General features: G+C 67.5%; 26 protein-coding genes. 16 read left to right on the top strand and 10 right to left on the bottom strand.

All coding sequences use genetic code 11. From position 1 onward, the window contains the following. Positions 1–144: 144 nt before the first annotated feature. Positions 145–1,101: a helix-turn-helix domain-containing protein gene (locus ASD86_RS08840; protein WP_056109542.1), complete on the bottom strand. Its 957-nt coding sequence runs from the start codon at positions 1,099–1,101 to the stop codon at positions 145–147. 450 nt (positions 1,102–1,551) lie between these two features. On the opposite strand from ASD86_RS08840, the gene ASD86_RS08835 reads away from it, so the two are divergent. The 3 genes from ASD86_RS08835 to ASD86_RS08825 are packed head-to-tail and all read left to right on the top strand — an operon-like array spanning position 1,552 to position 3,761. Next, a complete protein-coding gene (locus ASD86_RS08835) occupies positions 1,552–2,391 on the top strand; it encodes a lysozyme inhibitor LprI family protein (protein ID WP_056109540.1) in 840 nt (279 codons plus the stop codon). Between the two features lie 36 nt (positions 2,392–2,427). Then, on the top strand, positions 2,428–3,012 hold the full coding sequence (locus ASD86_RS08830) for a hypothetical protein (protein WP_157476355.1): 585 nt from the start codon (positions 2,428–2,430) through the stop codon (positions 3,010–3,012). 44 nt (positions 3,013–3,056) lie between these two features. Then, complete coding sequence (locus ASD86_RS08825) at positions 3,057–3,761, top strand: lysozyme inhibitor LprI family protein (protein WP_056109537.1); 705 nt, start codon at positions 3,057–3,059, stop codon at positions 3,759–3,761. 358 nt (positions 3,762–4,119) lie between these two features. On the opposite strand, the gene ASD86_RS08820 is transcribed toward ASD86_RS08825, so the two are convergent. Then, a complete protein-coding gene (locus tag ASD86_RS08820) occupies positions 4,120–6,015 on the bottom strand; it encodes a M4 family metallopeptidase (protein ID WP_082578198.1) in 1,896 nt (631 codons plus the stop codon). Positions 6,016–6,577: 562 nt separating this feature from the next. On the opposite strand from ASD86_RS08820, the gene ASD86_RS08815 reads away from it, so the two are divergent. After that, positions 6,578–7,045, top strand: coding sequence for a hypothetical protein (locus tag ASD86_RS08815; RefSeq protein WP_056109533.1), 468 nt, complete (start codon positions 6,578–6,580; stop codon positions 7,043–7,045). 204 nt (positions 7,046–7,249) lie between these two features. Here the strand turns inward: ASD86_RS08815 and ASD86_RS08810 are convergent, their stop codons facing one another. Then, complete coding sequence (locus ASD86_RS08810; protein WP_056109531.1) at positions 7,250–7,477, bottom strand: hypothetical protein; 228 nt, start codon at positions 7,475–7,477, stop codon at positions 7,250–7,252. An 870-nt stretch (positions 7,478–8,347) separates the two neighbouring features. Next, positions 8,348–10,147 (bottom strand): SLC13 family permease, encoded by a 1,800-nt coding sequence (locus ASD86_RS08805; RefSeq protein WP_056110649.1) that lies wholly within the window; start codon positions 10,145–10,147, stop codon positions 8,348–8,350. 101 nt (positions 10,148–10,248) lie between these two features. On the opposite strand from ASD86_RS08805, the gene ASD86_RS08800 reads away from it, so the two are divergent. Then, a complete protein-coding gene (locus ASD86_RS08800; RefSeq protein ID WP_056109529.1) occupies positions 10,249–11,481 on the top strand; it encodes a PAS domain S-box protein in 1,233 nt (410 codons plus the stop codon). Then, on the top strand, positions 11,474–11,908 hold the full coding sequence (locus tag ASD86_RS08795; RefSeq protein ID WP_031374300.1) for a response regulator: 435 nt from the start codon (positions 11,474–11,476) through the stop codon (positions 11,906–11,908). Before ASD86_RS08800 ends, ASD86_RS08795 begins: the two co-directional genes overlap by 8 nt. A 368-nt stretch (positions 11,909–12,276) precedes the next feature. On the opposite strand, the gene ASD86_RS08790 is transcribed toward ASD86_RS08795, so the two are convergent. Then, entirely contained in the window at positions 12,277–12,993 is a 717-nt protein-coding gene (locus tag ASD86_RS08790; protein ID WP_056109527.1) for a 2OG-Fe(II) oxygenase, read from the bottom strand. Positions 12,994–13,382: 389 nt separating this feature from the next. Here ASD86_RS08790 and ASD86_RS08785 point away from each other — a divergent pair, with 389 nt between their 5' ends. From ASD86_RS08785 to ASD86_RS08755, 7 genes are all read left to right on the top strand, one after another. After that, the gene (locus tag ASD86_RS08785) at positions 13,383–13,964 is read left to right on the top strand and encodes a hypothetical protein (RefSeq protein ID WP_056109525.1); all 582 of its coding nucleotides are present in this window, start codon (positions 13,383–13,385) and stop codon (positions 13,962–13,964) included. After that, positions 13,961–14,632, top strand: a complete 672-nt coding sequence (locus tag ASD86_RS08780) for a hypothetical protein (RefSeq protein ID WP_056109522.1) — start codon at positions 13,961–13,963, stop codon at positions 14,630–14,632. Before ASD86_RS08785 ends, ASD86_RS08780 begins: the two co-directional genes overlap by 4 nt. Before the next feature lie 51 nt (positions 14,633–14,683). After that, complete coding sequence (locus tag ASD86_RS08775) at positions 14,684–15,451, top strand: hypothetical protein (RefSeq protein WP_056109520.1); 768 nt, start codon at positions 14,684–14,686, stop codon at positions 15,449–15,451. Between the two features lie 74 nt (positions 15,452–15,525). After that, entirely contained in the window at positions 15,526–16,344 is an 819-nt protein-coding gene (locus ASD86_RS08770; RefSeq protein ID WP_056109519.1) for a hypothetical protein, read from the top strand. Positions 16,345–16,433: 89 nt separating this feature from the next. Further along, positions 16,434–17,171, top strand: coding sequence for a C39 family peptidase (locus tag ASD86_RS08765; protein WP_056109517.1), 738 nt, complete (start codon positions 16,434–16,436; stop codon positions 17,169–17,171). Positions 17,172–17,302: 131 nt separating this feature from the next. Beyond that, a complete protein-coding gene (locus ASD86_RS08760; protein WP_157476353.1) occupies positions 17,303–17,965 on the top strand; it encodes a hypothetical protein in 663 nt (220 codons plus the stop codon). Positions 17,966–18,001: 36 nt separating this feature from the next. Continuing rightward, positions 18,002–19,327 carry a transporter gene (locus ASD86_RS08755; RefSeq protein WP_056109513.1) on the top strand — a complete coding sequence of 442 codons (1,326 nt, stop codon included), beginning with the start codon at positions 18,002–18,004 and terminating at the stop codon, positions 19,325–19,327. A gap of 24 nt (positions 19,328–19,351) precedes the next feature. On the opposite strand, the gene ASD86_RS08750 is transcribed toward ASD86_RS08755, so the two are convergent. The 4 genes from ASD86_RS08750 to ASD86_RS08735 form a co-directional block, all read right to left on the bottom strand. Then, the gene (locus ASD86_RS08750; protein ID WP_157476351.1) at positions 19,352–20,122 is read right to left on the bottom strand and encodes a Cthe_2314 family HEPN domain-containing protein; all 771 of its coding nucleotides are present in this window, start codon (positions 20,120–20,122) and stop codon (positions 19,352–19,354) included. A gap of 125 nt (positions 20,123–20,247) precedes the next feature. Beyond that, on the bottom strand, positions 20,248–20,916 hold the full coding sequence (locus ASD86_RS08745) for a hypothetical protein (protein WP_056109509.1): 669 nt from the start codon (positions 20,914–20,916) through the stop codon (positions 20,248–20,250). Between the two features lie 48 nt (positions 20,917–20,964). After that, on the bottom strand, positions 20,965–22,428 hold the full coding sequence (locus ASD86_RS08740) for a sigma-54 dependent transcriptional regulator (RefSeq protein WP_082578197.1): 1,464 nt from the start codon (positions 22,426–22,428) through the stop codon (positions 20,965–20,967). Positions 22,429–22,695: 267 nt separating this feature from the next. After that, positions 22,696–23,751, bottom strand: coding sequence for a class 1 fructose-bisphosphatase (locus tag ASD86_RS08735; protein ID WP_056109507.1), 1,056 nt, complete (start codon positions 23,749–23,751; stop codon positions 22,696–22,698). Between the two features lie 308 nt (positions 23,752–24,059). Here ASD86_RS08735 and ASD86_RS08730 point away from each other — a divergent pair, with 308 nt between their 5' ends. Further along, on the top strand, positions 24,060–24,626 hold the full coding sequence (locus tag ASD86_RS08730; protein ID WP_157476349.1) for a hypothetical protein: 567 nt from the start codon (positions 24,060–24,062) through the stop codon (positions 24,624–24,626). Positions 24,627–24,823: 197 nt separating this feature from the next. Further along, entirely contained in the window at positions 24,824–25,165 is a 342-nt protein-coding gene (locus tag ASD86_RS08725) for a hypothetical protein (RefSeq protein ID WP_056109503.1), read from the top strand. A gap of 102 nt (positions 25,166–25,267) precedes the next feature. Here ASD86_RS08725 and ASD86_RS08720 read toward each other — a convergent pair whose 3' ends face one another. Further along, positions 25,268–25,813, bottom strand: coding sequence for a hypothetical protein (locus tag ASD86_RS08720; RefSeq protein ID WP_056109501.1), 546 nt, complete (start codon positions 25,811–25,813; stop codon positions 25,268–25,270). Between the two features lie 593 nt (positions 25,814–26,406). On the opposite strand from ASD86_RS08720, the gene ASD86_RS08715 reads away from it, so the two are divergent. Next, positions 26,407–26,904, top strand: a complete 498-nt coding sequence (locus ASD86_RS08715) for a hypothetical protein (protein WP_157476346.1) — start codon at positions 26,407–26,409, stop codon at positions 26,902–26,904. The last annotated feature ends 81 nt before the right edge of the window (positions 26,905–26,985 follow it).

Genomic DNA, 26,985 nt, shown 5'->3' with positions numbered 1-26,985 from the left:
CGATCACAGTAAGAATGCGGCTACCGGCGAAGCCGAGGGCCTGCGACCGCAGCGACAACATGCGGCTACATCAACAAATGCAGTAGCGACATTGATCGCGTCGAGTTACCAACAAGCGTTTACCCACAACGCGACTGCGCCCCCTCACCGCAACCGCCGCTCCGCCTCTTCCCCAAACCCCCGCCGATACGAGGTCGGATTGGTTCCCACCGAGCGCGCGAAGCGATCGCGGAAGGTCGTCGCCGAGGCGAAGCCCACTTGCATCGCGATCTGCTCGACCGACAGGTCGGTGGTTTCCAGAAACTGTTGCGCGCGGCGGATGCGCGCGATCAACAACCACTGCAAGGGCGTGGTGCCGGTCTGCTCGCGAAAGCGCCGGTTGAGCGTGCGGGTGCTGATCGCCGCGCGCCGCGCCAGGTCGTCGATCAGCAACGGCCGGTCCAGATGCTGCTCCATCCAGCGCAGCAGCGGCGCCAGCGAGGCATCCGATTGCGGCGCCTCATGCACAACCAATGGCGAATGATCGGCGCCGCGCTCCATCGGCATCACTGCCCAGCGCGCGGCCGCGGCCGCGGCGGCCGCGCCGCAGTCGCGTCGTACCAGGTGCAGGCACAGGTCGATGCCCGCCGCCGACCCGGCCGAGCTGAGAATCTGGCCGTTGTCGACGAACAACACGTCCGGATCGACCCGCACCTGTGGATAACGCTCGGCCAGTTCGACCGTGGTCGACCAGTGCGTGGTCGCGCGCTGATCGTCGAGCAGGCCGGCCTCGGCCAGCACGAAGGCGCCGGTAGAGATCGAGGCGACCCGCGCGCCGCGTCGCGCGGCCGCGCCGATCGCGCCCAGGGTCGCCGCTGAGATCGGTGCGCGCCAATCCGACAGGCCCGGCACGATCACGGTGTCGGCCCGATCCAGCGCGGCCAGGGTGTCGGCGAGGATCAGCTCCAGCATGCGCGTCTTGATCCGTTCGGTTTCGGCGCAGATCCGCACCTCGTACGCCGGCTCGCCATCGGCGCGGCGAACCGAGGGAAACACCAGGCCGGGAATCGACAGCTCGAACGGCAGGACACCCTCTACGGCGAGGACAGCGATCCGATGCATTAACGGGAACTTCGTGGGGCGGGGGATGCCCCGATTCTAGCCACCGCTCCGTGGCCGTACCGGGGACCGCTGCCGCAGCTTGGGCGATGGCCGAAAGCAGGCGCAATCTGGCGGTTTCCACGTCATTGGCACGTCGCTGGCTGGTGCGCACGCGCGGGCTCGACCACAATGCGATGCATATGCAGGCGCGATACCGCGCCGCCGTCAGGAAGACCAGTCAACGCCCGGATGCCGCACCGCCGTCGTCACGCACTTATCCACCGCCGCCGCCCGCGTCTGTTTCGGGGCCCGGCCGCTGACGCCGCATTCGCATGCGACCCGGCAGCGTGCCATGCCGGCGATGTCGCCGCGCCGATTCGAGCCGGCGCCGGGCGACCGCCGATGTGCGCGCCGTCCACGTCCTCTCACTCCGTCCCGATCGATGCGGCCGCCGCGCTGCAAGGAATCCTCATGCCTTCTCGCTCCGCCGCGATCCGCCGCCTGTTCGGCCTGGCCCTGTTCGGTTTCGCATTGTTCGCCGCCGGCGCGCAGGCCGCCGGCTTCGACTGCAAGCACGCGCGCAGCACGGTCGAAATCAGCATCTGCGCCGATCCCGGGCTGTCGCGCCTGGACAGCGAAATGAACGATCTCTACCGCCAGATCCAGTCCGAGACCGCCGGCGTCGACGGCGAAACCGGCCGCCGCGTCGATCCGATCGCCGCCGAACAACAACGCTGGCTCGCGCGCCGCAACGCCTGCGCCGACCGCGCCTGCCTGGACCGCGCCTACCGCGATCGCCTGGCGCAGATGAAGCGCGACTGGTCCGATGCGCTGGCACCGTCGGCGAGCGCGCCCGGCCCCGCGGTGTATCGCTATGAGCGCCATGGCGATTTCAAGGTTTTCATCGCCGATTTCCGCCGCGCCGTCGCCGCCGGTGATCGCGCGGCGGTGGCGAAGATGACCGCGCAGCCGTTCCTCGACTACAGCCAGGGCGAGAGCTGCCTCGACCGAGCCGATCCGTGCGACGCCGAACAGCGCAGCCACGACGCCAGCGCGAGCAACGAACGCGAAGTGATCGGCCTGTACGACCGCATCATCACCGCCGCGGTGCGCTCGGCGTTGCAGGCCAACAAGATCCGCGCGTACTCGCAGCGCATCGACGCGGCCAAGGACGAAAACGGCGAGGTGCAGGTGCCCGGGCCGATCGGGCCGGGCGAGTACCTGCTCGACAGCGAAGACGTGTATGCGCAGCGCGTGTTCAAGAAGGTCGGCGGCGTTTACAAGTTGCAGCGCGTGCCGTTCTATTCGTAAGCCGGACGTCCTTTCGTGCGCCGCGCTGCTGCGCGCATGATCGAATTGGTTTTCGCCATCGGTTCCACTTACCGAGTTCCAACGAGCCCCATTATGTCCGCAACGCCGAACCCGATTCACCTTCGATCGCCGCTGCGCACGCGTGCCGCATGGCTAGCGCTGTGCCTGAGCCTGTGCGGCGCCGCGCAGGCCGCCGCGCCTGCCGCGCCGACGTCGCCATTCGATGGTTACTGGCAGACCTGCGAGCGCTACCAGGGCGAGGAGTACTGCGAGAGCCTGCAACTGAGCCAGCAAGGCGCGACGATCCGCGCGGCCTGGAACTGGCGTGCCAGCCAGACCGGCGGCACCGACCTGCTCAAGGGACGCATCGAGGACGGCCGCGCCGTGTTCGACACGTCGGGCTGCCAAGTCGCCTCCGAGCGCGAATGCCGGCCGAAGCAACAGGCGCGACCGACGCTGATGGTGCTGCTGCGTTGCGGGCGCGACCTGTACTGGGTGCATGACCGCAAGCGCGGCTGCGCTGACGTGAAACCGAGCGAGCGCTATCGCCGTGTCGAGCCCAAGGCGCTGGCCGCGGACGTGGTCGACTTTGCCGGCTACGACTTCTTCCGTCAGCCCTGACTGACTGCCACGCCCGCCGACACTCAGTCCAAGGACACTTACGCATGCGTTTGAACCGCACCGCTCGCCGCCTGGCGACCCTCATCGCGATCGTGGCCTTGCACGGCAACGCCCAGGCCGCGTCGCCCGCGCCGCGGCCTTCGTTTGATTGCGCCCGCGCGAGCAGCGAGGTCGAACACGCGATCTGCGCCGACTCGCGACTGGCGCGCGCCGATTCCGAACTGGCGCGAATCTACCGCAGCACCCTGGCCGGTCTGGATGCGCCGGCCGCCGCCGCGTTACGCGATGAGCAGCGCTGGTTCCTGCAGTTACGCGACGCGGGCTACGCCGATGCGGCGGCGCCCGAGAAAGCCGAGGAGTTGCGCAGCACGCTCGACTATCGCCGTGAGTATCTGGGTCAGATTCAGGCGCATCCGGCGCCGGGCCTGGCCGGCCGTTGGCGCAACATCGCCGGCGAAATCGAGATCCGTCGCGACGCGAAAGGTCGCTGGGACGTGCAGGCCAACGCCGCGCATCCGCTCGACGGCCGCTGGCTCTGCGACGCCGCCGGCCGCGACCGCGGCGAGGCCGATACGGCGAGCGTGCATGTCGACGACGATGACAGCGTGCTCAAGCTGGAGCGCGCGGGCGCGACGTTGCAGGTGACCGCGCTGAATGCGAAGGGCGAGCGCTTGACCATGCCCGATTACTGCGGCCACAACGGTTCGCTGGAAGGCACCTACTTCGCGGTGCCGCCCGCCAAGCGTTGATTCGTCTTCACCCTACGCGGCCGCTGTCGGCGCGGCGATGCGTGCATCGATGCGGATCGAGGCGTTGCGGTATGTGATGCGGATGGACAGCGAAGCCATCGAGACTCGATCAGTCACGCAGACTTACAAGCTATGCGTGCGGGNNNCACAGGCGTCGTCGCCGCGAGATCGCGGTCGCGGCTCGCGCCGCTCCTACAGTCGCTTTCGGCCGCAGTGTCGATGCCTGACGTCGTTGATGGTCGATGCTGTCTCAACGAGCGCAAACAAAAAGACCCCCGCGCCGCAGCACGGCGCGAGGGTCGTAACAACCACCAAGCTTGCTCAAACGAGCTTGCTCAAATCAGAGCACGGGTAACGCTCAGTTCTTGCAACGCGCCGCGGTCGAGCCTTCCGGCAGACCGACGTTGACCGCTTCCCATGCGCACGCCACGGTCTTGACCGCGCTGGCCTTGAGCAGACCGCGATCGACCAGGTCCTGCGCCGCGGTCTGGGTCGCCACGCGCGCATCCGGGTAGCTGGCCTGCGAGGTCAGATACAAGGTGTTGGCGCGGTACCAGATCTGCCCGGCGACGGTCGGGGTCAGGCCCTTGAGGCCGGTCGCGCCGTTGCACACCAGATCGGACGGCAGCACGGTCTTGCGATGCGACTTCGGCACCTTCTGGCCTTCGGCCAGCAGGTAGAAGAAGTGATTGCCCACGCCCGAGGTGTAGTGCGGGTCTTCCTCGGTGAAGCCGCCGGCCGGGTAGCAGTCGAACGAACCGTTGCCTTCTTCGTCGGCGTCCAGGCTCGGCTTGAACATGTAGCGCAGCGGCACGCCGCTGAGCATGACGTTCTCGCCGATCAGGTAATCCGGCGGATCCTTCGGGCTGTTGTCGAAGAATTCGACCAGGGTGCCGTGGATGTCGGAGGTCGCTTCGTTCAAGCCGCCGGCATCGCCCGAGTACATCAGGCCCGAGGTCGCCTGGGTCACGCCGTGCGACATTTCGTGGCCGGCCACGTCGAGCCCGACCACCGGATTCGACACACCGTAGTCGCCATTGCCGTAGACCATGCGCTTGGCTTCGCCGTCCCAGAACGCGTTGGTGCCGCCCACATCGATGAAGAAGAAGTAGGTGAAGGTGACATTGACGAAGCTCTGCACGCCGAGGCTGTCGCCGAAGATGCCGACGCGGTCGTAGAACTTCTTGTAGTAGTCCCAGGTCTTCGACACGCCGTAATGCGCTTCCACGCCGGTGCGCTCGATGTTGGTCATCTGCTCGTTGCCCCAGACGTTGTCGGCATCGAACATCGGCGGCGCGGTGAAATCGCCGCCGCCGAACACCAGATCGACGACGGTGCCGCCGGTGTTGTGCACGGTGCCGCCGCCGCGCTTGTCGTCGCGCAGCAGATAGCCCGCGCCGCGGCCGTCGCTTTCTTCCGCGCCGACCTTGCTGGTGGAGATCGGCACCTTGCCGCGGGTGATGGTGAAGCCTTCGCCCTGCGCCGCTTCGGCGGTGTAGATGCGGCTGTCGCGGCCGAGCAGGCCGCCGTTGTCGGCGTCGACGTAGATCAAGTCATGGACCGGGCGCTGCGCCTTGTTGAGGCCGCGGAAGGTCACCTCATAGGCGAGCTTGGGCTCGTTGTTCTGAGCGAAATACACCATGCGCGAGGACGGCTTGTCGATGAAACGGCCGGCGAAATGCACGCCGGCATCGGCGATCGCCTGCGCCGACGACAGCTTCGGCGTGGCCGCGCCGCCCTGGCCGAGCTTGAGGTCCATGGTCTTGCTGACCGAGGTCAGCAGGCCGCCCTTGAGATGCGCGACCAGATCGCCGCCGATCACCGGCAGGCCTTGGTAATCGCGATTGAAACGCACGTGCTGGCTGCCGTCGGCTTCGACGATCAGATCGCGCGGCACATAGCGTTCGGCTTCGATCGCGGCGCGATCGGCGCCGGCCAAGGCCTGCGCGCCGGCGCTTTGCAGCTTCTGCGCCTGCAGCAGTTCGCGCGCGCGCGCCACCGCGGGGCTGAGTTCGAGCTGCGCCGACGGCGTGCTGCCCGAGACAGTGGAATAGGCGCTGTGCGCGGCGGTCGACGATGCGGTGTTGGCGTTTGCATTGGCGTGCGACGCGGTCTGCGAGGTTGCGCTGCCTTGGTTCTGCGCGCTGGCGCTGGCGGTGTTGCCGTCGCGATGCGCGGTGACCAGCGCGGTGGCGGTGGTGCCGGTGATCGCCAGCAGGATAGAGGCGGTCAGGATGCGTTGTTTCATGGACATGCGTAGCTCTCCGAGTCATGCAACAAAGAAGAAAAGAGAAGCAAATCGCCGCGGCGCGATCGTGGTCGCGCGCGGCGTTACTGCACAACGGCAGGGATCTTGATGCGACTGCGAAGAAGCGATCGACAGCGGACTTCGTTGTCTCTTCGTCAGCATTCCCCATGCATCCGAACGCTGCCCGAGCGCACACCCCCCACCTTTTCCACACACGATGTGGTCGTGGGATGCGCGAAATGGGATGTGCGTCAGAAGTCATCGAACGCGCGCATGTGTGTGGGTGAAACTTAGTAACAAGTATCGATGCACGATGTGCGGCGATGGGTTGAGCTTGGATGCGCGCGTGCGCACGAGTGCGATGAGCGTGGGCGTGGCTGTGCGTAAAGATTGCTTAAGACGTTGGGTAAGGGGCGTCCACGGCGATGACGATCCGCGCACGTCAGCGTCGGTTCGACCTGCGCTTGCGCTTCCATCGCCCTGGCGCGCACCTGCCGGCGCCCGCACAGCCACGCCGATAGACGAGATGGCAGTATGGGAAACCGCCAGATGCCGAGTGGCCACACGCATGGCAAGAGCCGTATCACCGGAGAAGCTGCGTGAGTACGCGGAACTGGAGAAGTATCTCCATGTCTTCGCCACCTGCGTCTGGAAGATTCCGCAGGACGCCGAGCATCACCCGACGACGGTCGGCAGGCGCAATGTGGCGCGGTACGGCGTCTCGCGCGCACTGACCGGATTGCGGCAGGCCGTCAACGACACGCTCGAGGCCCTCGATGACTGGCCGCCGGAATCGATCGCAGCGCTCGATGCGTTGCTACGCGGCGAAGGGATCGTCACGGTCACCGAGCTTCGGCGCAGAAGCTCGCGCCAGTTGCGCCGGATAGTGAAGGCAGGCGAGATCAGGAGCGAGACGGAGTATTACCTGGTGAAAGGTATCGTCGACGGTTGCGTCGATACGATCACGGCCGAAGAGCTCGCCAGTTTCAACATGCTGATCGCCGGATTCGAGGCGAAGGTCGCGAACGCGACTTAGGAAAGCGCGCCGCTCAAGGCCGCGGCGAAGATTGGCGGACGGTTCGAGCAGGCTCGGACGGCGCCGCTCTTCAGCGGCAGGCGAGGGCGCTCGCATCGTTGCGATGCGAGCGGAGCGAACAACGTCGGGGCCGAACGCCCTTCCAATTAAAAGCGTTCGCGGCGCATGTCTAAAACGCCGGCGCGCATGCCTTGGCCATGCGCTTCAGCGCGGCGGCGCCGGCATGATGTGCGACAGGTAGATGCGGCTGTCTTCGAAGATGCGGATCGCCACCGGCAGGCCGAGCTGCACCGACAGATGGAAGGCTTCGCTCTTGGCGGCGGCCGAGGCCGCGGCCGGGTTGTCGAAACGTTCGTCGGCGACGTCGCACGACAAGGTGCGGCCGAGGTAGGTGGATTCGTTGAGTTGCACGGTGTACGGCATCACGGTCATCAGCCTTGTCGAACGAATCGGAGTTGCCCCGGCCCAGCTTGACCGCTTGCTCAAGGCGGCGACCCATTCCTTTGCTGAGCGGCGTCCGTTGCCGGCGCATAAGTCGTGCTGCCGGGGCGGAGATAAGGTGACTTAACCACTTATGGTTTGCCCTAGGGGGACCACGAGGCGCGGCGTAGGAAATTTCCTACGCTGGGGTAGGGCGTTGCGCGGTGTCGTAGGCGCGGGCATCCGGCGGTAGCGCCGCGAGCGGGCGACTGCGTGGTCGCGACTCGCGTCGCTCCTACAGGTAGCCCATGTAGGAGCGGCGCAAGCCGCGACCGCGCCACATCGACAACCGCGAAACCATCCGCCGATCGGCACGCCGCGCCCTGCGCATGAACCGCGGCTGTAAGTCGCCGGTCACCCACGACTTTCGACGGATACTGTCGTCCGATCGATCGCCTAGCGTCGCAGCACGCTCTCACATGATTGCGATCAGGACGGCCCGATGCCCGCCACTGCCAGGACAAAGACAGCCGTGCGCCGCCTACCCGCGTTACGCGGACGCCTGCGCGGTTCGCGCCGTTGGCGTGGTTGGCGCCTGCGTTTCGCCTGCGCCGCGCTGCTATGGTCGATCGGCTGCGCGGACATCGTGATCGCCCGCGAAACCCCGCCGTCGCGATCCGCATCGAAGCCATCGCATTCGCCCGCGCCGATGCCTCGTCCGAGTCGCGACCCGGGCCGCGCAGTCCAGCGTCGCCCGAGCGTCGCGCTGGGCGATCCCGGCGTCGCGCGGCGCGACGCCATGCATTGCCCCGGCCTGTCCTCGCGCAGCAGCGAAACCCAGCGCCAGGCGCGTCGCGGCGCCTGCCTGCGGCGGGCGCAAGCTCAGGACAGGGCCGGCCAAAACGGACCGTCGAGCCACAGCCAGCGCGCCATCCAGGCGCTGACGAAAGCGATCAGGGTGGTCAAGGGCAAGCCGATGCGCAGGAAATCGCCGAAGCGGTATTGACCCGGGCCGAGGATGAGAAGGTTGCCGTGATGCCCGATCGGAGTCAGGAACGCGACCACCGCGCCGAGCGCGGTGCACACCACGAACGGCGTCGGCGGCAGGCCCAGCGATTGCGCCAGCGAGATCGCGATCGGCCCGAGCAGCACCGTGGTCGCCGCATCCGACAGAATCTGGGTCAGCAGCGCGGCGGCGGTGAACATCACCAGCAGGATCATCAGCGGCGACCAGCCCGCGATCACGTGCAGCATTCCCTGCGCCAGCAATTGCGCGGTGCCGGTCTGTTCCATCGCCACGCCCAACGGGATCACCCCGGCGATCATCACGAAGATGCGCACGTCGATCTCGCGGTAGGCCTGTTCGACATCGACGCAGCGCGTGGCCACCATCGCCACCGCGCCGAGCAGGAACGCCAGTGGCGCCGGCAGCCATTCGGTCGCGGCGGTGAGCACGGTCAGGGCCAGGATCGCCAGCGCCAAGGGCGCGCGGATGCGCCGGCGCGCCTCGCCGGCGAACGGCACCAGCATCAGGAAGCCGTGGTGCGCGGCCAGTTCGGTGAAGCGCGCCGGCCGGCCCCACAGCACCAGCAGGTCGCCCTCGCGCAGGCGTGCGTCGGACAGACGCGGCGCGACCGCGCCCTGCTGCCGCCACAGGCCGGCGATCACCGCGTGGAAGCGGCGGGCGAAATCCAATTCGCGCACGCTGCGGCCGATGAATTCCGAACCCGGCGCGACCACCGCCTGGACCAGCTGCGGATCGCCGTCGCCGTCGGCGTGCTCGCCGAAGCGCTTGATCGCGTTGAGGTCGAGGCCGGCGTCGTCGTGCAGCGAGGCCAGCGCGTCGGCCGAGGCTTCGACCAGCAGGATGTCGCCGCTGATCAACGGACTGCTCGGGCCCAGGTCCTGACGGCGCTGGCCGTCGCGCAGCCAGCCGGTCATCACGAAGCGGTCGCCGAGCGCCTTCTGCAACTCGGCCAGCGGCCGCGTGCTCCAGCGCGAGCCTTCGACGATCACCAGTTCGGTGCGGTAACGGTCCAGGCGCAGGTAGCCGTCGTCGCCGTGCTCGCCGCCGCGCTTGGGCAGGAACCAGCGCGCCGCGAGCATGTACAGCACGCCGATCGCGACCAGGGCCAGGCCGATCGGGGTGATCGAGAAAATGCCCAGGCCCGGCGAACCGCTGCGTTCAAGCAGGTTGTCGGCGAGCAGGAAGGCCGGCGCGCTGACCAAGGTCAGGGTGGTGCCGAGCGAAGCCGCGAACGACATCGGCATCAGCAGACGCGAGGCCGACAGCCCGCGCGACTTCGCGAACCGGGTCAGGATCGGCAGCATCATCGCCGTGACCATGACGTGGTGGGTGAACGAGGACAGCGCCGCGACCGCCGGCATGGTCACCGCGATCGCGCGGCCCTCGCTGTGCCCGGCGGCGCGTCCGATCCACTGACCCAGCCGCTCGGTGATGCCGGTCGCGGCCAGGCCGCCGGAAATCACGAACACCGCCGCGACGATGATCGCCGGTTCGCTGGCGAACCCCGACAGCGCCTGCTTGGAATCGAGCACCCCGGTCAGCACCAGCGCCAGCAGGGTCAGCATCGCCGTGACGTCGACCCGCAGCCGCTCGCTGACGAACAAATACAGCGCTGCGCCCAGGATCAGCAGGAAGGCGATTTGCGAAAAGTCCATCGCCGCATTGTGCAAGACTTGGCCGTGTCGACGCCGTATGCGCCATCCACCGAGCCGTCACCACCGGTTTGGCTACACTCTGCGGTCACGCCGCCCGAGCCATGCCGCTCCATTCGATGAGCCTGCCGCTTCCCCCGAGCAACGCCCCCAAGGCCGGAGACGACCGTTTCCGCCTGGCGATGACGGCATCGAACATCGGCATGGCGATCGTGTCCACCGACGGCATCTGGCTGGAGGTCAATCCGGCCCTGTGCGCGATGCTCGGTTACCGCGTCGACGAATTGCGCGGCCACCATTACAGCGACGTCACCCATCCCGACGATCTGGCGATCAGCCAGCATCTGGTCGCCGCGCTGGTCAGCGGCGCGCTGGCCTCGGTCGACGAACACAAGCGTTACGTGCATCGCGACGGCAGCGACGTGTGGGTACAGCTCAACGTCGCGGTGATGCGCGACGAAGACGGCACCGCGCAATATTTCATCTCGCACATGCGCGACATCCGCGGCGAACGCGAGGCCGGCATGGCGCTGAGCGCGCGCGCCGAGGAACGCAGCGCTGAGCTCGACGCCTCGCACCGCCAGCTGCAGCTGTTCGCCGACGCGGTCGCCCACGACCTGCGCGCGCCGCTGCGCTCGATCGAGAGTTTTTCCGCGCTGCTCCACGAACGCGCCGCCGAGCGCCTGAACGAAACCGACCGCGATTACCTGGCGCGGATCCGCGCCGCCGCCTCGCGCATGACCGGGCTGCTGGCGGCGTTGACCGAGTTGTCGCACGTGACCCGCACGCAGATGCGGATCGCGCCGGTCGACCTGAGCCTGCTCGCCGACTGGGTCGGCGCCGAGCTGCAGGACGCCGACCCGCGCCACCGCGCCCAGATCAGCGTCCAGCCCGGCCTGCAAGTCGAGGGCGATGAGCGGTTGCTGAAGCTGATGCTGAACCAATTGATGCACAACGCCTGGAAATTCACCTGCGAACGAAGTGCCGCCCGGCATGCTGCCGCGCAAGCTTCAGCACCGTCGGCCTCAGCGGCCGACGAGCCCGAGCCGGTCCGCATCGAGGTCTTCGGTGAACGGTCCGGTGACCGGCTGGTGCTGTCGATACGCGACCAAGGCACCGGATTTGACATGCGATATGCTCACAAATTGTTCGAACCGTTCCAGCGCCTGCACGGGCCGGATCAGGGCGGCGGTCACGGCCTCGGGCTGGCGATCGCCTGGCGCATCGCCGAGCGTCACCGCGGCCGGCTGAGCGCCCATTCGCAGCCCGATTTGGGCAGCACGTTTACCGTAGAACTGCCCGTCGTGTCCGCGGGCGAGGACACCCCGAATGCATAAGGAAATCCTGCTGGTCGAAGACAACCCCGACGATGTCGAGCTGACCCGGCTCGCCTTCGACGAGGCCAAGATCGCCAACAGGCTGGTGGTGATGGGCGACGGCGCCGAGGCGCTGGATTACCTGTTCGCCCGTGGCCGCTATTCCGATCGCGATCCCAACGATCTGCCGTCGATCGTGCTGCTCGATCTCAACCTGCCCAAGGTCGACGGTCGCGAAGTGCTGCAGGCGATCCGCGCGCACGAACCCACCCGCACCCTGCCGGTGGTGGTGCTGACCACCAGCACCGAGCCGTTCGATGTCGAGGCCAGTTATGCACTCGGGGTCAACAGCTATATTCAGAAGCCGGTGGATTTCGAGCAGTTCGTGTGGGCGGTGAAGCAGGTCGGGTTGTATTGGCTGGTGTTGAACCATCCGCGCAATCCTTGAGGATTTGGCGGGGCTGAAGCTTTAAANCAAAAGCTGAAGAGCAAAAGCTGAAGAGCAAAAGCTGAAGAGCAAAAGCTGAAGAGCAAAAGCGAATCCCCCCTGGCCCCCCTTTTACAAAGGGGGGAACCCCTTGCGGCAGGGGTGGCGCGATCGGAGACTTTCCCGATTCCCGATTCCCGCGAATTGAATCCGCGAATCCGCGCCAATACCGGATCCGCGAATCGCGCCTGCGGACGCCAACAAGCGCGTCAACTCACCCCCTTTAAAAAAGGGGACCGGCGCCCGGCGAAAAACCGTCGCGGCGACAGCACCGTCAGCGCCGGGGGATTTGCTCCACCCCAGCGCGCAGCCTCATCCCACGCGCACCCTCACCCCGCGTACAACCGCTCGGCCCGCTGAAACAGAATCCAGCTGGTCGCGATGTACTTATCCCCACCCTTAGGCCGATTGCCGCGATGGGTGTGGGTGAACGCCGCCGGCGCGATCAGCAGGTCGCCCGCGCGCGGCGCGATCTTGCGGCGCTGATAGAGGAATTCGGTTTCGCCTTCCTCGAAGCCGTCATTCAAATAAATCGTCCACAGCACGTGCCGGTGCAGCGTCTCCGCGCTCTGGTCGCGCGGGTACAGCTCGCAATGCCAGTACGGATAGCCGCCGCGGTTGGCGGTGTAACGCTGCAGGTTGATCGCACCGGGACGGAACACGGTCTGCGCGATCGGCGACAAGGCGTTGTCGTCCATCTCGGCCACGCGCTCGGCGGTGAGCCGATGGCGTTTGCCATCGGCGCTGGGGGCTTCGAGCATCAGCGGCGCGATCATCGTGTGCGGATAGCGGCGCAGGTACTGCAACAGGCCGCGGAACACCGCCAGGTTCAAGGCGAGCTCCATGTCCTTCCAGCCTTCGCGTCCGGTGATGGTGAGATCGCGGCTGTCCTTGAGGTCGGGCATCACCCCGCCGCCGACCCGGCCCGGCTCGCTGTCGCGGCTGGCGTCGAAGCGCTGCACCAGCGTCGCGCATTGCTCGCGCGTGAGCGCCTGCGGATAGACCTCGATGAAATCGTCTGCGCTGGAATCGGTCGTCGATGACATGGCGTTGATGGCTGGAAGAGGGTGCGCCGGGCCTGGCTCGGGCAAGGCGGGCATCGTCGCACGCGCGCGCCGGGTTGCAAAAACGCAACGCCACGGCATGCGATCGCAAACACGGTCAGCCAAACCGCCGAGGAGCCGGCTCAGCAAGCCTGAGCGGTGAACGGTTCATCCATTGACGCCGCGCAGCATGTCCGCGTTCAGCGCCGGACCGCGTAACCGCGGCGCAACGTTTTATGGCCCAGATCCCTGGCATGTTTTCGGGGTTTGGCAAAAAAACCATGAATTTCAGCTATTTGAAAGCTTGGCACGACTCTCGCGTAGGTCCTCTCGCGCCGCTTCGACTGCCCCCGAATCGCGCGCCCTGAGTCCCCGCTTCGGAGTACGTCGTCATGTTCGCCATCCCCCGTCGGTTCGACCGCACCCCGCTGCAGCGGGTAGTGAGCGCGGCCTTGCCCTGCGCCGTCGCCGCCGTGTTCGCGGTCGCCGGCCAGGTCCACGCCCAGGACGCCGCGCCGGGCGCGAACCCGACCAACGACGCGAGCGAGGACCCCAGCGTGGTGATCGCCCGCACCGTCCACCCGCGCATCGCCTACCGCGCGCTGCCGGCGCAGGACAATCCGGTGCGCACCCAGGCCACGACGTTCCCGGCGCAGATCTTCCACGGCACTCTGGAACGCTCGCTCGCGCCGTTGATCGGCGACGCCGAACTCGATCAGCACGGCTCGGCCGGCCTGAGTCCGACAACCGCCACGCAGGCATTGACCGGCCTGCTGGTGCCGGCCGATGCGATGGGCGCGGCCAACCCGAACGCGATGCTCGGCGGTTCGGCCTCGGCGCCGCCGATGGGTCCGACCATGAGCGTCGGCGGCGCGGTCAAAAGCGCCACCGCCGGGATCGGCGATCTGGTCACCGGCAGCGTGATGCAGGCCTTGGCGCCGCAAGTCGCGCCGATGCAGGGGCCGGGTCGATGAGCGCGCGGCTGCGTCCCCTGCGGCTGACGCCGTTCGGTTTGGCGGCGTGCCTGTTGGCGACCGCGATCTGCAGCGACGCGCGCGCCGACGAGCCGACCGCGCCCGCGGGCAGCGACCGCGCCCGCATCGCCGATGCGGCCCGCGGCCTCGACGGCCGCGCGGCGATCAACCAGACCGCCGGCGTCGGCAACGCGCAAGCCAATCTTGCCGCGATCGCGATCACGCCCGAGGGCCTCGCCCTCGCATCGCTGCATGCCGATCAGCGCATCGCCGAGACCGACATCGAGATCGACGCCGCACGCATCGCGTCCGGCCGCGCCTCATCCGCGCGCATCGACGCGCACGCCTTCGCCGACAGTCGCGGCCTGGTGCAGTTGAACCAGAGCGCGGGCAGCGGCAACCGCCAACTCAATGCGTTCGCGTTGAGTCACGGCCGCATCGCGACCGGTGTCATCGCCGGACTCGACGATGCCGCGCTGGCGTCGGTGGCCGGCGCGAATGGCGACGACGCCTACGGCGCGAACGCCGCGCCGAGCCTGCGCGAGGCGGTCATCGCCGACGACGCCTTCCGCGGCGGCCAGGGCGTGCTGCAACTGAATCAGACGGCGGGGATCGGCAATGCGTCGGTCAACGCCATCGTGCTCCAACTGCCCGGGGGCGTTCCATAGAAAAAACGGCAGATCGCAAGGCCCTAACCACCACTACCAGGAGTCCGACCCATGAACGTTCAATTCACTCTGCTGGCCCTCGCCCTGAGTCTGACCATCGCCGCGCCGGCCTACGCCGAAGGCGACGATGCGCGGATCGACAGCTCGACCCGGATCGGCAACAGCATCGACGTGTCCGGCAAGGTGCATGTGAAAGGCAAGATCCGCGTCACGTCCGAATCGGCGGCGACCGTCGACCAGGATCAGATCACCGACAGCAACGAGTCCTGGGGCGACGGCGACCACACCGCGCACCTCGGCGGCAGCGCCTTGTCGGATGCGCAGGGCAACATCGGCGCCAACGTCGCCGCCGGCGTGGGCAACGCGCAGGCCAACGACACGGCGCTGTCGGCGGTCGACGGCGAGAAGGTGTTCGCCTCGGCGATGACCTTCAACAGCCAGGGTTCGAGCTACAACTACGCGTACTCCTCGCAGCAGGACACCGAATACCGCGCGACCCTCAACGGCGATGCGCTGTCCAACGCCAAGGGCAACATCGGCGTCAACGTCGCCGCCGGCGTCGGCAACGCGCAGAGCAATGCGATGGCCGCGTCGGTCAACAGCTCCGGCACGATCGCCAAGGCCGCGTCCGACAGCGAACAGGATGCGTGGTTGAACGAACTGGCCGCCAATTGCGACCTCGACACCTTCGCCACCCTGACCGGCAATGCCCTGTCCGGCGCGCAGGGCAACATCGGCGCGAACGTCGCCGCCGGTGTCGGCAACCTGCAGCACAACGGCCTGTCGATCGCCACCGCGTCCTGCGGCAGCTGCCAGTGATGCGTTCGCGGCCGCGGCGTGCGCCGCGGCCGCGACCCGCCCGCATTCCATCCGTTTCCCCCCGGAGAACGCACATGAAACTGCACACCACGTTGCTGGCGATCGCGCTGGCCTCGGGCATTGCCCTGCCGGCCTTAGCCGAAGGCGACGATGCCGTCATCGACAGCGCCACCTTCATCAGCAATCAGATCGATGTATCGGGCCGGGTCAAGGTCCGCGGCAAGATCCGCGTCGCGTCCGAATCGGCGGCGACCGTCGATCAGGACCAGACGACCTTGCTCAACAGCTCGCTCGGCGACGGCGATCACGACGCGCACCTCGGCGGCGACGCGCTGTCGGATGCGCAAGGCAACATCGGCGCCAACGTCGCCGCCGGCGTCGGCAACGCCCAGGCCAACGACACCGCGCTGTCGGCGGTGGACGGCGAAAAAGTGTTCGCCTCGGCGATGGTGTTCGGCAGCCAGGCCAGCCTGGGCAACTACGCCACCACCAACACCGATCACACGTACTACGACGCCACCCTCGACGGCAACGCGTTGTCCAACGCCAAGGGCAACATCGGCGTCAACGTCGCCGCGGGCGTGGGCAATGCGCAAGGCAACGGCATGGCCGCATCGGTCAACAGCTCCGGCCGTCTGGCCATCGCGACCGCCGACAGCGAACAACTGGCGATCTCGAACCTGCTCGACAGCGACGGCCGTCGCCTGAGCCTGGACCTGTACGCCTCGCTCGACGGCAATGCGCTGTCCGGCGCGCAGGGGAACATCGGCGTCAACGTCGCCTCCGGCGTCGGCAACCTGCAGCACAACGGCCTGTCGATCGCGACCGCGTCGTGCGGCGCCTGCGCGCCACCGCCGCCGCCGCCGACCTGCGGCAGCGGCTGCGGCGACTGAACCTGGTTTCACCGCAACCACCACGGTGGCCGCGCCGCGGGCACCGTGGCTCCCGCTTCGATCGCGCAACGTCCAGGTGCCGTCCCGCCATGACCGTACACCGAGCCTCGCTGATCGCCGTCGCCATCGCGACCCTCGCCGCGCTGCATTGCGGCGCCGTTCGCGCGCAGCGCGCGGACGACAGCCGCGCCACGGTCGACCTGACCCGCCTGACCGGCAACGGCGGCATGCCGGTGCTCAAGCCGATGCGTACGCTGCGCGATCTGCGTTACCGCGAACTGCTGCGCCAGCGCTACGACTTCAGCTGCGGCTCGGCGGCATTGGCGAGCCTGTTGCATTACGGCTACGGCCTGGACGTCAGCGAGCCGGAGCTGATCAAGAAGATGATGGTCGGGGTCGATCCCAAGGAAGTGGTGCGCAACGGTTTCTCGATGCTCGACATGAAACGCTACGTCGAGAGCATCGGCATGCGCGCGCACGGCTTCCGCATTGACGCCGACGCCTTGTACCGCTTGCAGATGCCGGTGATCGCGCTGCTCGATCTCAAGGGCTATCGCCATTTCGTCGTGGTCAAGGGCGCGGCCGGCGGGCGGGTGTTCGTCGCCGATCCGGCGCTCGGCCACCGGGTCATGCAGGAAGCGGATTTCGCGCGCGGCTGGAACGGCATCGTGCTGGCCGTGGTCGGCGACCAACCCATGCGCGCCGATTCTTATCTGGTCAACAGCCGCAGCTCGCCCGCGTTGCAGCGACGCGTGGACGCGCTCGACCGTGTCACCGCGCCACCGCGCGTGGTCGAGTTCGGGTTGGTGATCACCGATCTTTTTTGACGTCGTTTCGCATGTTTTCGAGGTGTCCGATGAACTGTCCACTACTCCCCCCGACGTTGTTCTCGGCCCTCTTGGCAGCGGCGGCCGCGTGGCAACCCGCGGCCGCCCTGCCACCTTTGAAAGCGCATGCGTTGACCGCGTATGTCGTCGACGACGCCACCCTGGCCACGATCAGCGGCAAATACTTCGGCGCGCAGATGCTGGTCGGCCTGCGCGTGGACCTGGTGTCCAGCCTCAACACGCCGCAGCACGGTAACGCCTTCGCCAGCGGCTCGTTGCTGGTCGAGCGTCGCGGCGGCGGCTTCGATGTTCAGGTCGATGCGCGCAGCGGCGCCGATGCCGGCGATGCACCGATCGCCGCGGGCGCCGCCGGCGCGAGCGCGCGCGGCGCCGAATCGGTGCAGGTGCGCGGCATCGGCCAGATCGCGCAGATCGCCGGCGACGGCAATCGTCTGGGCAACCTGACCTCGATCGGATTCGTCGATCGCGCCGATGCCGCCGGCTTCAACGGCCAGTCGCACAGCCAGGCCAGCGCCGGCGCGATGAGCGCGCGGATCACCTTCCTCGATGGCGGCGCGCGCGTCGCCGTCGACGGCCCCGGCGCATCGCTGCAACAACGTCTGGATCCCGGCGCCAGCGGCGGCATCGCCCAGCTTGGCCGCATCGCCGGCAACGGCGTGGACGCGAGCAATCGCATGCAGCTGCGGATCGTGACCTCGGCGATCACTCCGGAACTGAGTCGGCAACTCGGCTTGCAGCAGGCCCTGGACGGCCTGCGTGCATTGCCGCGCTGATCGTCTTCCCTCCCTCTTGTCACGGACGCCGAGACCATGCGCCCTCTGCTCGCTCCACTGTCCGTCGCCCTCGCGCTCGCCCTGAGCGCGCCGGCCCATGCCGACGAAGCCGCCGCCGATTTCAAGTCGCTGCACCAGCGCATGCTCGACATGAGCCGCGAACTGGCCGCGCAGAAAGCCGAGATCGAACGATTGCGCGGTCAGGTCGACGACCTCGAACTGACCCAGCGCGGACGCGGCCTGAGCGGCGCGCCGCCGTCGCTCGCGCAGCAAGACGATGCGACCGACAGCGCGCGCGATCTGGCCGAACAGGCGCAACGCAAGGCCTCGGCGAGCGCCGCGCGCGACGACGAGGACGATGCGCCGGTGCAGGTCGGCCAGACCCAGCGCGCCGAGGATGCGCAGCGCCGCGAACAGGAAAAGGCCCTGGTCGTGCGCGAACACGCGCCGCTGTTCGAACGCAAGTTCACTCTCGACACCGGTTTCAGCTACAGCTATTACGACCGCCGGCAACTGGCGTTGAGCGGCTTCCTGGCGCTGGACGCGATCTTCCTGGGCAGCATCAACCTGGACCAGACCAAGGCCAGCGTCGGCACCTTCGAACTCAGTGGCCGCTACGGCCTCAGCGACCGACTCAGCATCGAGGCCAGCCTGCCGTACGTCTACCGCGACTCGCGTTTCGTCAGCGGCGGCGCCGGCGGCGCGTCCAGCGTGGTCAGCGAAGTGCGCATGCGCTCTCAGGGCATCGGCGATGCCAGCATCGCCGCGTACTACCAATGGGTAAAGGAATCGCAGCGCTGGCCCGATATCGTCACCAGCGTGCGCGTGCGCGCGCCGACCGGGCGCGACCCGTTCGGGCTGAAGCTGATCCAGCCCGACGGCGACAACAACAACCTCAACATCCCCGAGGACCTGCCGACCGGTTCGGGCATCTGGGCCGCGACGGTCAACGTATCGGCGCTGCGCACCTACGACCCGGTGATCCTGTTCGGCAACCTGGGCTACACCTACAACCAGCCGACCGATTTCGACGACATCTCGCCGGTGGCCGAACAGGTTTCGCCCGCGCGGGTCGAGCTGGGCAACAGCATCCAGCTCAGCGGCGGCCTGGCGATCGCCCTCAACGATCGCTCCGCAGTGAGTTTCGCCGTCGCCACCGCGGTCACCGGCGCCACCCACCTGACCGCGCCGGGCGGCGAAAAACGGCGCGTGCCGGGCAGCTCCAGCAACTCGACCACGTTCAACATCGGCGCGAGCTACGTGTTGCCCTCGGGCTGGACGCTCAACGGACAACTCGCCGCGGGGCTGACGCCCGATGCGCCTAACTTCGTGTTTTCGATGCGCGGGTCGCGGTCGTTTTGAGCGGTGAGTGTCGCCCGATGAACTTCAGCGAGTTTGCGCGGCCACGGCCGCGCCGTTTCGCAGCAGCGGCGCGAGCTGGTCGAGCACTGTGCTTATCGCGGCCTGCAATTGCGCGAGCCGCGTATCCACTTCGTCGCAGCGTTGGCGCATGCAGTCTCGATAAAGCGCAGGCGTATCGATAGGTTCGAAACGATCGCCCAGCCTGTGCGCTGTATCGAACATGCAAAGATCGCGGTTCGAGTATGGGTCGGCATGAATCAATGCGTTCCGGATCGCCCGATAATGCTCGCCCAGGTCGTGGATGGCCGCGACCGACGCGTGCAAACCAGGATGATGAAGTTGCACGTATTGGTCCACATGGCGATTGCCCGTGGACGAGTCGTAGCGTCTTGGATCGAGCCGCAATACCGCGCCGATCAGCCGGTAAACACGGTCGATACCGCCGATCGTTCGAAGAATGAAATTCTCGTAGTGGTAGCGGTGCAGCGCCGTCGCTGACTCGGCTTGCGTGGACAGTTCGTGCAGGTACGTCGATGCGATATGCAGCGAAGCCATCGTGTCGTCCACCGCGACCACTCGTTCCATGACGGCGGCGGCATAGAGCGACGCCTCGGACGCATTGAACTGCTTGCGTCCGGATTGGACGGCGCTCAATCCGGACTGCGCATACGCTTTAAAATCGGCGAGCAGCGTTTTCAGCGCGGGATGATCGATCAACGCCGGCGGCGTTTGCCGTGGGCCAGGACCGACCGCTCCGGCATCGGGTGCAGGTGTGTGCGCTTCAGTTCGAGCCATGGACGGATCGCAAACCCGGGTCGATGGCCATGCAGGGTGGTGGTTTCGTCGGCCGCATAAAATGACGAGAATCGAGCGCGCGACCGTCGCGGTGTACGCAACGGCCGCGCCTTGTCGCGCAGGAATCAAACCCCCACCCACCGATCCTTGATCTCCTCGCACGCCGCGCCAAGATCGCCGAGCCGGCGTTTGTTGGCCTTCGGCGCGCTCAGAATGCTGCGGGTGGCGATATCGACGACGTAGCAGCGATCCGGATTGACCGTCCCGGGCGCCGACAGGTTCTGCTCCAGGTGCGCGCGCAGCGCGGTCGCGACGTAGGCGGCGCTGCGGCCATCCAATGGCTGGGTGCGCGAGAAGTGCAGCTTGACGCAGCCGACGACCTCCTGCGTCTCCGGGTCCAGCAGCAAGGCTTCCGGACGCATCACCACTTTTACCCCGGCCAGTTCCAGCCCGTCGCTGGAAAAGGTATCGACCCGCACCGCGGTCAGCGCGCCGATCTTCATGTCTTCGCAGATATCCAGGAACGCGGTGATCGCATGCGCCGAATGGATCCGGTCCTGGATCGCGAAGTCGCTGCCGTCGGTGTTCTCGCGCAGCGCTTCGGCCGCGGCCAGCGCGGCCGCGTCGTCGACCATGTTCGAGGCGATGTGATCGGCGATGACTTCGCGCGCGTCGCGGTAGCGGGTGGATTTGAACAGCGGCGGGTTCTTCTGGTCCCTGACGATCTGCCGCCGCCGCGACGGCGTGGCCATCATGTATTCGCCGAGTTGGTTGACCGAAATCCTTGGCTTCATCCCTGACTCCCCAGTCTTGGTTAGTCCGGAAATTATGCGTGATAGGCGTCACACAGCCTGAGATTCCTCGTCGGCGTCTTCTTCGCTGCCGCGCATGCCCAGGCGTTGCATCAGCCGGTACAAGGTCACCCGCGACACGCCCAGTTCGCGCGCCGATTCGCCCAGGCGTCGGCGGTTGCGGTGCAGGGCGCGTTCGATCGCTTCGCGGGTGGCGGCATCGCGCGCTTCCTCCAGGGTGACCGGCAGGCCGTCGCCGGCGTCGTCGATGTGCAGGTCGGCGGCGGTGATGTAGCGGCCCTCGGCCATGATCACCGCCTGGCGCACGCGGTTGATCAGTTCGCGCACGTTGCCCGGCCACGGGTGGCGGTGCAGGGCCTGGCGCGCGCACGGCGAGAAGCCCTTGATCCCGCGCGAGGTTTCCTGGGCGTAGCGCTGCAGGGCGTGGTCGGCGATCAGGTCGATGTCGCCGCCGCGTTCGCGCAGCGGCGGTTGTTCCAGCCGCAGCACGCACAGGCGATGGAACAGGTCGGCGCGAAAGCGCCCGGCGGCGATGGCGTCGTCGAGGTCGTGGTGGGTCGCCGAGACAATGCGCACGTCGACCGGGATCTGTTCGTGGCCGCCCAGGCGCTCGATCGACCCTTGCTGCAGGAACCGCAGCAGCGAGGCCTGACTGTCCATCGGCAGGTCGCCGATCTCGTCGAGGAACAAGGTGCCGCCGTTGGCCATCTCGATGCGGCCGAGCTTGCGCTGCTGCGCGCCGGTGAAGGCGCCGCGCTCGTAGCCGAACAGTTCGGACTGGACCAGGTTGTGCGGGATCGAGCCGCAGTTGATCGCGACGAAGGGATGGCGCTGGCGATGCGAGTGGCGGTGGACCGCCATCGCGGCCAGTTCCTTGCCGGTACCGGTTTCGCCGGCGATGAACACCGGCGCGTCGGTCGCGGCGGCCTTGTGCAGGCCGCGGCACAGGCTGCGGATGGGTTGGCTCTCGCCGATCATGCCGTCGACCCCGCCGGCGCCGATGCTGTCGGCGTCGTGGCCGCAGGCCAGCGCGGCCATGCCGTAGGCGTGGCCGATCACGGTGTGCAGCACTGCTTCCGGGCAGGGCAGGGTGACGTAGTCGTAGCAGTAGTCGCGGATCAGCCGGCGCGCGTGTTCGTCGTCGAGCTGGGCCGCGGCGATGCCGGCGATCCAGCCGGCGTTCTGCGTCGCCAGGGCCGGGCCGAGTTCGTCCAGATCGCGCGCGTCGAAGCCTTCGCGCAGGTCGATCAGCACCGCGTGCGGCAGCTGCGGCTGCGACTGCAGCATGCGCAGGGCGGCGCGCGCGTCGGCGGCGCGGCGCAGGGTCCAGCCCAGGGTCTGCAACGGCGCCAGCGCATGCATGCGGCCGGCCCCGCCGGGGCTGAGGTAGATCAGCTCGCGCGCGCCGTCGCCGCGCGACGCGATCGAGCGCGCGGCGGCGTGACGGCTGTTGGTACGACGACTCCCCAAGTCGCCGCGAGTGGTGTTGGACATCGAAGCTTCCCCGCCGGCGCAAATGCGCCAGCACCTGCAAGTCCTTAGGCAAACGCGGGGCGCGGCAAAAGCCGGTCATCGGCGGCCGGTGCGGCGGGCGCGGCGCGTTTAAGCGACATCGCCCGAGCCTGGGACGAATCGGCACGCGCGACAAGCGCGCGTCGCCATTCAGCCGACCGGCGGTGGGTCGAACCGGGTTGCCGGGCGCGCGACATCGGGTCCCGCCGGGGCGGCCCGATGTCGCGCGATACGAAAACCCGAGCGGGCTCAGCCCTGCTCGGCGTCGTACTCGTGGTGGTAACGCACGGCGGTTTCGACTTCGCTCTTGCTGCCCAGGAACACCGGCACGCGCATGTGCAGGCCGGTCGGTTCGACCTCGAGCATGCGCTGGCGGCCGGTGCTGGCCGCGCCGCCGGCCTGTTCGACCAGGAACGCCATCGGGTTGGCCTCGTACATCAGCCGCAGCTTGCCGCCCTGGGCCGCGCACTTGGCGTCGAGCGGATAGCTGAAGATGCCGCCGCGGGTCAGGATGCGATGCACGTCGGCGACCATCGAGGCCACCCAGCGCATGTTGAAGTCCTTGCCGCGCGGGCCTTCCTTGCCGGCCAGCAGATCGCCCACATAGGCCTGCATCGGCGGCTGCCAGTGGCGCTGGTTGGACATGTTGACCGCGAATTCCTTGGTGTCTTCGGGAATGCGCATGCCGCGCGTGGTCATCACGAAGCTGCCGACTTCGCGGTCCAGGGTGAACGAATGAGTGCCGTTGCCGATGGTCAGCACCAGCATCGTGCTCGGGCCGTAGGTGGTGTAGCCGGCGCAGACCTGTTCGCTGCCGGGCTGCAGGAAGTCCTTGTCGGCGGCCTGGGTGACGCCGTCGGGGCAGCGCAGCACCGAGAAGATCGTGCCGACCGAAATGTTGACGTCGATGTTGCTGGAGCCGTCGAGCGGATCGAACAGCAGCAGGTAGTTGCCGCGCGGGTAGACGTCGGGGATCGGATGCGAGGTGTCCATTTCCTCCGAGGCCAGGCCGGCGAGATGGCCGCCCCAGGCGTTGGCTTCGAGCAGGATCTCGTTGCTGAGCACGTCGAGCTTCTTCTGCGCCTCGCCCTGGATGTTCATGCTGGCTTCGCCGGGCGTGCCGGCTTCGCCGAGCACGCCGCCCAGCGCGCCCTTGCCGACCGCGATCGAGATGGTCTTGCAGGCGCGGGCGACGACCTCGATCAGCAGGCGCAGGTCGGGATTGATACGCCCGGCGCGCTGTTCTTCGATCAGGTAACGGGTCAGGGAAATCGGGCTGGTGCTGGGATTGAGAGCGGCGGACATGGCTCGGGGCGGTGGCGGCGAGGGCCGCCATTGTCGCCGATGCGGATGACCGGCCGGGTGGCCGCTGCGCGACGCGTTCAGTTTGTGCGGGAGTGCGGGCGAGGCAGGGTGGGCCGGTTGCGCGCCGCGTCGGCCGCCGCGTTCTGGCTTGGCCTGGATGGCGCGCTGCTCGCGGTGGGTCCACTAGGGCCGGCCCCAGACTGTGTTCGTCTTGGCCGAAGACTCACCATGGACGCCGGGGCGACCGACTCAGGAACGTCGGCCCGTTACTGGTTTCGATACTCAACCGATCAAAGGAAGATCTCGCCATGCATAAATGGATATTCGTCGCTGTATCGATGCTCGTCTCGGGACATGCGTTCGCCGCGGCACCGTCCGCCAGCCAGGCCGCTGGCGCCAGGCTGGCCCCCACCGAATTGACGACCTGGCCCAGAATGCGGGCGACCGATTTCGGCTGCATGCTCGAAAAGCGTTTCGGCGTGCAGGACAAGAAGTTCGGTTGCGCCGCCGATTTCGACCGCATCGATTGGGGCGATGGTTGCGATGGCGGTGGCAATTATCATGCCGGCCCGGAGCTGCCGGCCCGCGTTGCCAAGACCCTGCCCGCGCCGATCAAGTCCGTCGAAATTGTGTGGGAGCACGGCGAAGCGCAATACGTATCGATAGATTTCGATCCGGGCACGAGCAAGCATGAGATCGAGGTCCTGATGGGCCTGGGCGCCGGTAAGCAGCGGCCAGCTAATGTCATGGACGTGAGCATCACGGAATGCGCGGGCGACAATAACTGCACGCCCAACCTGTTCATGCTTGGATTCGATCACATGGGCGCCGGTGATCTTGAATGCGACAAATTGCCGGCCAAGAAAAAGCGCTAATCACCCATCCATTCGCCGCTGCCATCGCAAGCGCCGATGGTGCTGTCGGGATGCGCCTGTAATCGGAGCATCCTGATTGCGATCACGATCTGGCCTGCTCGGTATGCGAACCGAAACGTGTCGATAGCAACGGTTGTCTTCTGCGCTGCTATCTTGCGGCCCATCGAACCGCACAGGCGCCGCGGGACCCTGGACGCATGAAACTGGCGGGGTACAACCGGCTGAGGGCGCCCACCGATTCCGGTCCGCTGCTTACCTGGATCGCGATTGTCATCGCCCTGCTGGGCAGCCTTGCGCAGTCGACCCTCGTCGTCGTCGCTTCAGTAGCCATCGCGATCTTCATTCTGGTGGGTCTGAGCGTGCGCAGCGTTCGGCGACTTAACCGGGCCGATCAGTTCCGTTGCCCCAACTGTGGCAACACGCCGCATCAATGGGTGGCCCCCGATCCGTCCGACGACAGGGTATGCACCAATTATCAGACCGATGTCTGTCTTCACTGCCGATCAGATCTGCGCCGGCCCGAAGATGGCAATGCATGACATCAGGCGGCGGGCCTGTTCTTGAAAACGATGTGGAACGGGACGCGCGCGGATTGGAACTCGATCGCCGCGCGGCCGTGAACGCGCGCCGACGGGCCACGCTCAGTTCTTGGGCGCGGCGGTAGCGTCGTCCGAATCGGCGGCGGGGCGGTCGGCCAGTTGGATCGAATCGGCTTCGCGGCGCAGATGGCGCTCGGTCACGCCGAAGCTCTGGGCGACCTCGCGCTGGCTGCGCCCGGCGCGCACCGCGGCGCGGATCGCGACCCGGCGCAGGCCGACGAACACGCCCCAGGCCGACGGGATCTCGATCGTGCCGGCGGCGCTGGCACGGTCGAGCAGGCGCCGGTGGGTGGGCGCGTCCAGGGCCACGCCCAGGCGCACCGAACACGCGGTGCGGCCGCGCGGCAGATACAGCCGACGGCCGCCGTGGCGGCGCACCAGCCGCAGCATCGCGGCGAACCCGCCGAGCGCGGCGACCTCGGCGGCGACCCACGGCAGCGAGGCGAGTACGGTGACGCGGTGGTCTTCGCAGAACCGGCACAACGATTCGAAATCGCTCGAATCCGGCGCCGGCAGTCCGGCGAAGTAAGGGTGGGCGATGGCGGTGGTATCGCCGGCGTCGATCCGCGGGCTGGGGGGATGAGTCATGCCAGTCAGAACGCGGGGTCGGCGTGGCCGTGAATGGGCGCGGCATCGCGCGGCTCGGGAAGGTTTCGTTCAATCCGATCGCGCTCGCGCGCTCGATGAATGGCCGCATGGGTCGGGCGACGCTGGCGCGACCGCGACGAAAATCGCGACCGGTGATCGCGAGCGTCGGTCATCGCGACGCTCGGCTCCGGGCGCTGAGACCCTTGTGACGTCATCGATAGTCGCCGGCCTGAAGCGAGACCACGCGGCTTGCCAGCTGCGCGCGTGGGTCACGCAATCCCTCTGTGGGAGCGACGCAAGCCGTGACCGCGACCTCTCGGCTACGACGCAAGCGAGGTTTGGCGGTCGCGACTTGCGTCGCTCCTACCGTCGCTTTCGGCCGCATTCTCGACGATCGCAAATCAGCCGATATGGGCGGCGCACGCTCGTCGCCCACGCATTCGCCGCGCCATTCGCATCCGCGCCGGCCGCGGATTCACGAATCCGCTCGCGAGGCGTTTCTCCAGGCAACCCGCATCCGTTCCGTCGGGCCGGCCGGTTCGCAGCGCGCGCCGGTCCCGCCTCGTGTTTCCATTTCCCAACCGGAGTTCGCCATGATCCACGCCGTCTCGCGTCGCGTCCCCATCGTCCGCCGCGCCCTCGCCGCGCTCGCCGTTCCGCTGGCCCTGTGCGCCGCGCCGGCGTTCGCCCAGGTCGCCTGCACCAACATCAACACCGTGCAGATTTCGTCCTCGCCGCTGATGAACAACGAATACGGCGGGCACCTCAACGCCCACATCCGCGGCCAGGTGCCGCCGCCGGGCTTCACCCAGAACAACCGCACCTTGTTCCGCGACGCGCAGGACTGGACCGAGGCCTACAACACCTTGGCCGCGCAGAACCCGCCGCTGTACTGCGCGCAGAATCCGCAGCCCGACGCCGAGGCCGCGCGCGATCTGCCGATCCAGTTCTTCTCGTACCAGTGCACCGCCGCCAACGCCGCCGGCGTATGCACCGCCGGTCGCGAAATCCAGACCAATACCGTGCGCGTGGTGATGCGCTTCATCAACCGGCGCTGGGTGCTCTACACCGCGTATCCGGTTCCGCGCTGACTCGGGTGCCCGCGCGGCCGGGCTTTTGAGTCTCCACCCGCGCGCGGCATTGTGTCGCGCGCGGGTTCGTCCGGCGCCCGA

The organism is Lysobacter sp. Root690 (assembly GCF_001427785.1).
Taxonomy (GTDB): domain Bacteria; phylum Pseudomonadota; class Gammaproteobacteria; order Xanthomonadales; family Xanthomonadaceae; genus Lysobacter.
Note: the sequence above shows the minus strand (reverse complement) of the source record. Positions and strands in the feature narration are given on the sequence as shown.

Excerpts from the sequence above, each read along its gene's own strand:
- ASD86_RS08820 (WP_082578198.1), bottom strand. The coding sequence starts at position 6,015 with ATGTCCATGAAACAACGCATCCTGACCGCCTCTATCCTGCTGGCGATC.
- ASD86_RS08815 (WP_056109533.1), top strand. The coding sequence starts at position 6,578 with ATGGCAAGAGCCGTATCACCGGAGAAGCTGCGTGAGTACGCGGAACTG.
- ASD86_RS08770 (WP_056109519.1), top strand. The coding sequence starts at position 15,526 with ATGAAACTGCACACCACGTTGCTGGCGATCGCGCTGGCCTCGGGCATT.
- ASD86_RS08835 (WP_056109540.1), top strand. The coding sequence starts at position 1,552 with ATGCCTTCTCGCTCCGCCGCGATCCGCCGCCTGTTCGGCCTGGCCCTG.
- ASD86_RS08800 (WP_056109529.1), top strand. The coding sequence starts at position 10,249 with ATGCCGCTCCATTCGATGAGCCTGCCGCTTCCCCCGAGCAACGCCCCC.
- ASD86_RS08720 (WP_056109501.1), bottom strand. The coding sequence starts at position 25,813 with ATGACTCATCCCCCCAGCCCGCGGATCGACGCCGGCGATACCACCGCC.
- ASD86_RS08810 (WP_056109531.1), bottom strand. The coding sequence starts at position 7,477 with ATGACCGTGATGCCGTACACCGTGCAACTCAACGAATCCACCTACCTC.
- ASD86_RS08795 (WP_031374300.1), top strand. The coding sequence starts at position 11,474 with ATGCATAAGGAAATCCTGCTGGTCGAAGACAACCCCGACGATGTCGAG.
- ASD86_RS08765 (WP_056109517.1), top strand. The coding sequence starts at position 16,434 with ATGACCGTACACCGAGCCTCGCTGATCGCCGTCGCCATCGCGACCCTC.
- ASD86_RS08750 (WP_157476351.1), bottom strand. The coding sequence starts at position 20,122 with ATGGCTCGAACTGAAGCGCACACACCTGCACCCGATGCCGGAGCGGTC.
- ASD86_RS08830 (WP_157476355.1), top strand. The coding sequence starts at position 2,428 with ATGATCGAATTGGTTTTCGCCATCGGTTCCACTTACCGAGTTCCAACG.
- ASD86_RS08740 (WP_082578197.1), bottom strand. The coding sequence starts at position 22,428 with ATGTCCAACACCACTCGCGGCGACTTGGGGAGTCGTCGTACCAACAGC.
- ASD86_RS08725 (WP_056109503.1), top strand. The coding sequence starts at position 24,824 with ATGAAACTGGCGGGGTACAACCGGCTGAGGGCGCCCACCGATTCCGGT.
- ASD86_RS08825 (WP_056109537.1), top strand. The coding sequence starts at position 3,057 with ATGCGTTTGAACCGCACCGCTCGCCGCCTGGCGACCCTCATCGCGATC.
- ASD86_RS08780 (WP_056109522.1), top strand. The coding sequence starts at position 13,961 with ATGAGCGCGCGGCTGCGTCCCCTGCGGCTGACGCCGTTCGGTTTGGCG.
- ASD86_RS08840 (WP_056109542.1), bottom strand. The coding sequence starts at position 1,101 with ATGCATCGGATCGCTGTCCTCGCCGTAGAGGGTGTCCTGCCGTTCGAG.
- ASD86_RS08755 (WP_056109513.1), top strand. The coding sequence starts at position 18,002 with ATGCGCCCTCTGCTCGCTCCACTGTCCGTCGCCCTCGCGCTCGCCCTG.
- ASD86_RS08730 (WP_157476349.1), top strand. The coding sequence starts at position 24,060 with ATGCATAAATGGATATTCGTCGCTGTATCGATGCTCGTCTCGGGACAT.
- ASD86_RS08805 (WP_056110649.1), bottom strand. The coding sequence starts at position 10,147 with ATGGACTTTTCGCAAATCGCCTTCCTGCTGATCCTGGGCGCAGCGCTG.
- ASD86_RS08785 (WP_056109525.1), top strand. The coding sequence starts at position 13,383 with ATGTTCGCCATCCCCCGTCGGTTCGACCGCACCCCGCTGCAGCGGGTA.
- ASD86_RS08715 (WP_157476346.1), top strand. The coding sequence starts at position 26,407 with ATGATCCACGCCGTCTCGCGTCGCGTCCCCATCGTCCGCCGCGCCCTC.
- ASD86_RS08745 (WP_056109509.1), bottom strand. The coding sequence starts at position 20,916 with ATGAAGCCAAGGATTTCGGTCAACCAACTCGGCGAATACATGATGGCC.
- ASD86_RS08775 (WP_056109520.1), top strand. The coding sequence starts at position 14,684 with ATGAACGTTCAATTCACTCTGCTGGCCCTCGCCCTGAGTCTGACCATC.
- ASD86_RS08790 (WP_056109527.1), bottom strand. The coding sequence starts at position 12,993 with ATGTCATCGACGACCGATTCCAGCGCAGACGATTTCATCGAGGTCTAT.
- ASD86_RS08735 (WP_056109507.1), bottom strand. The coding sequence starts at position 23,751 with ATGTCCGCCGCTCTCAATCCCAGCACCAGCCCGATTTCCCTGACCCGT.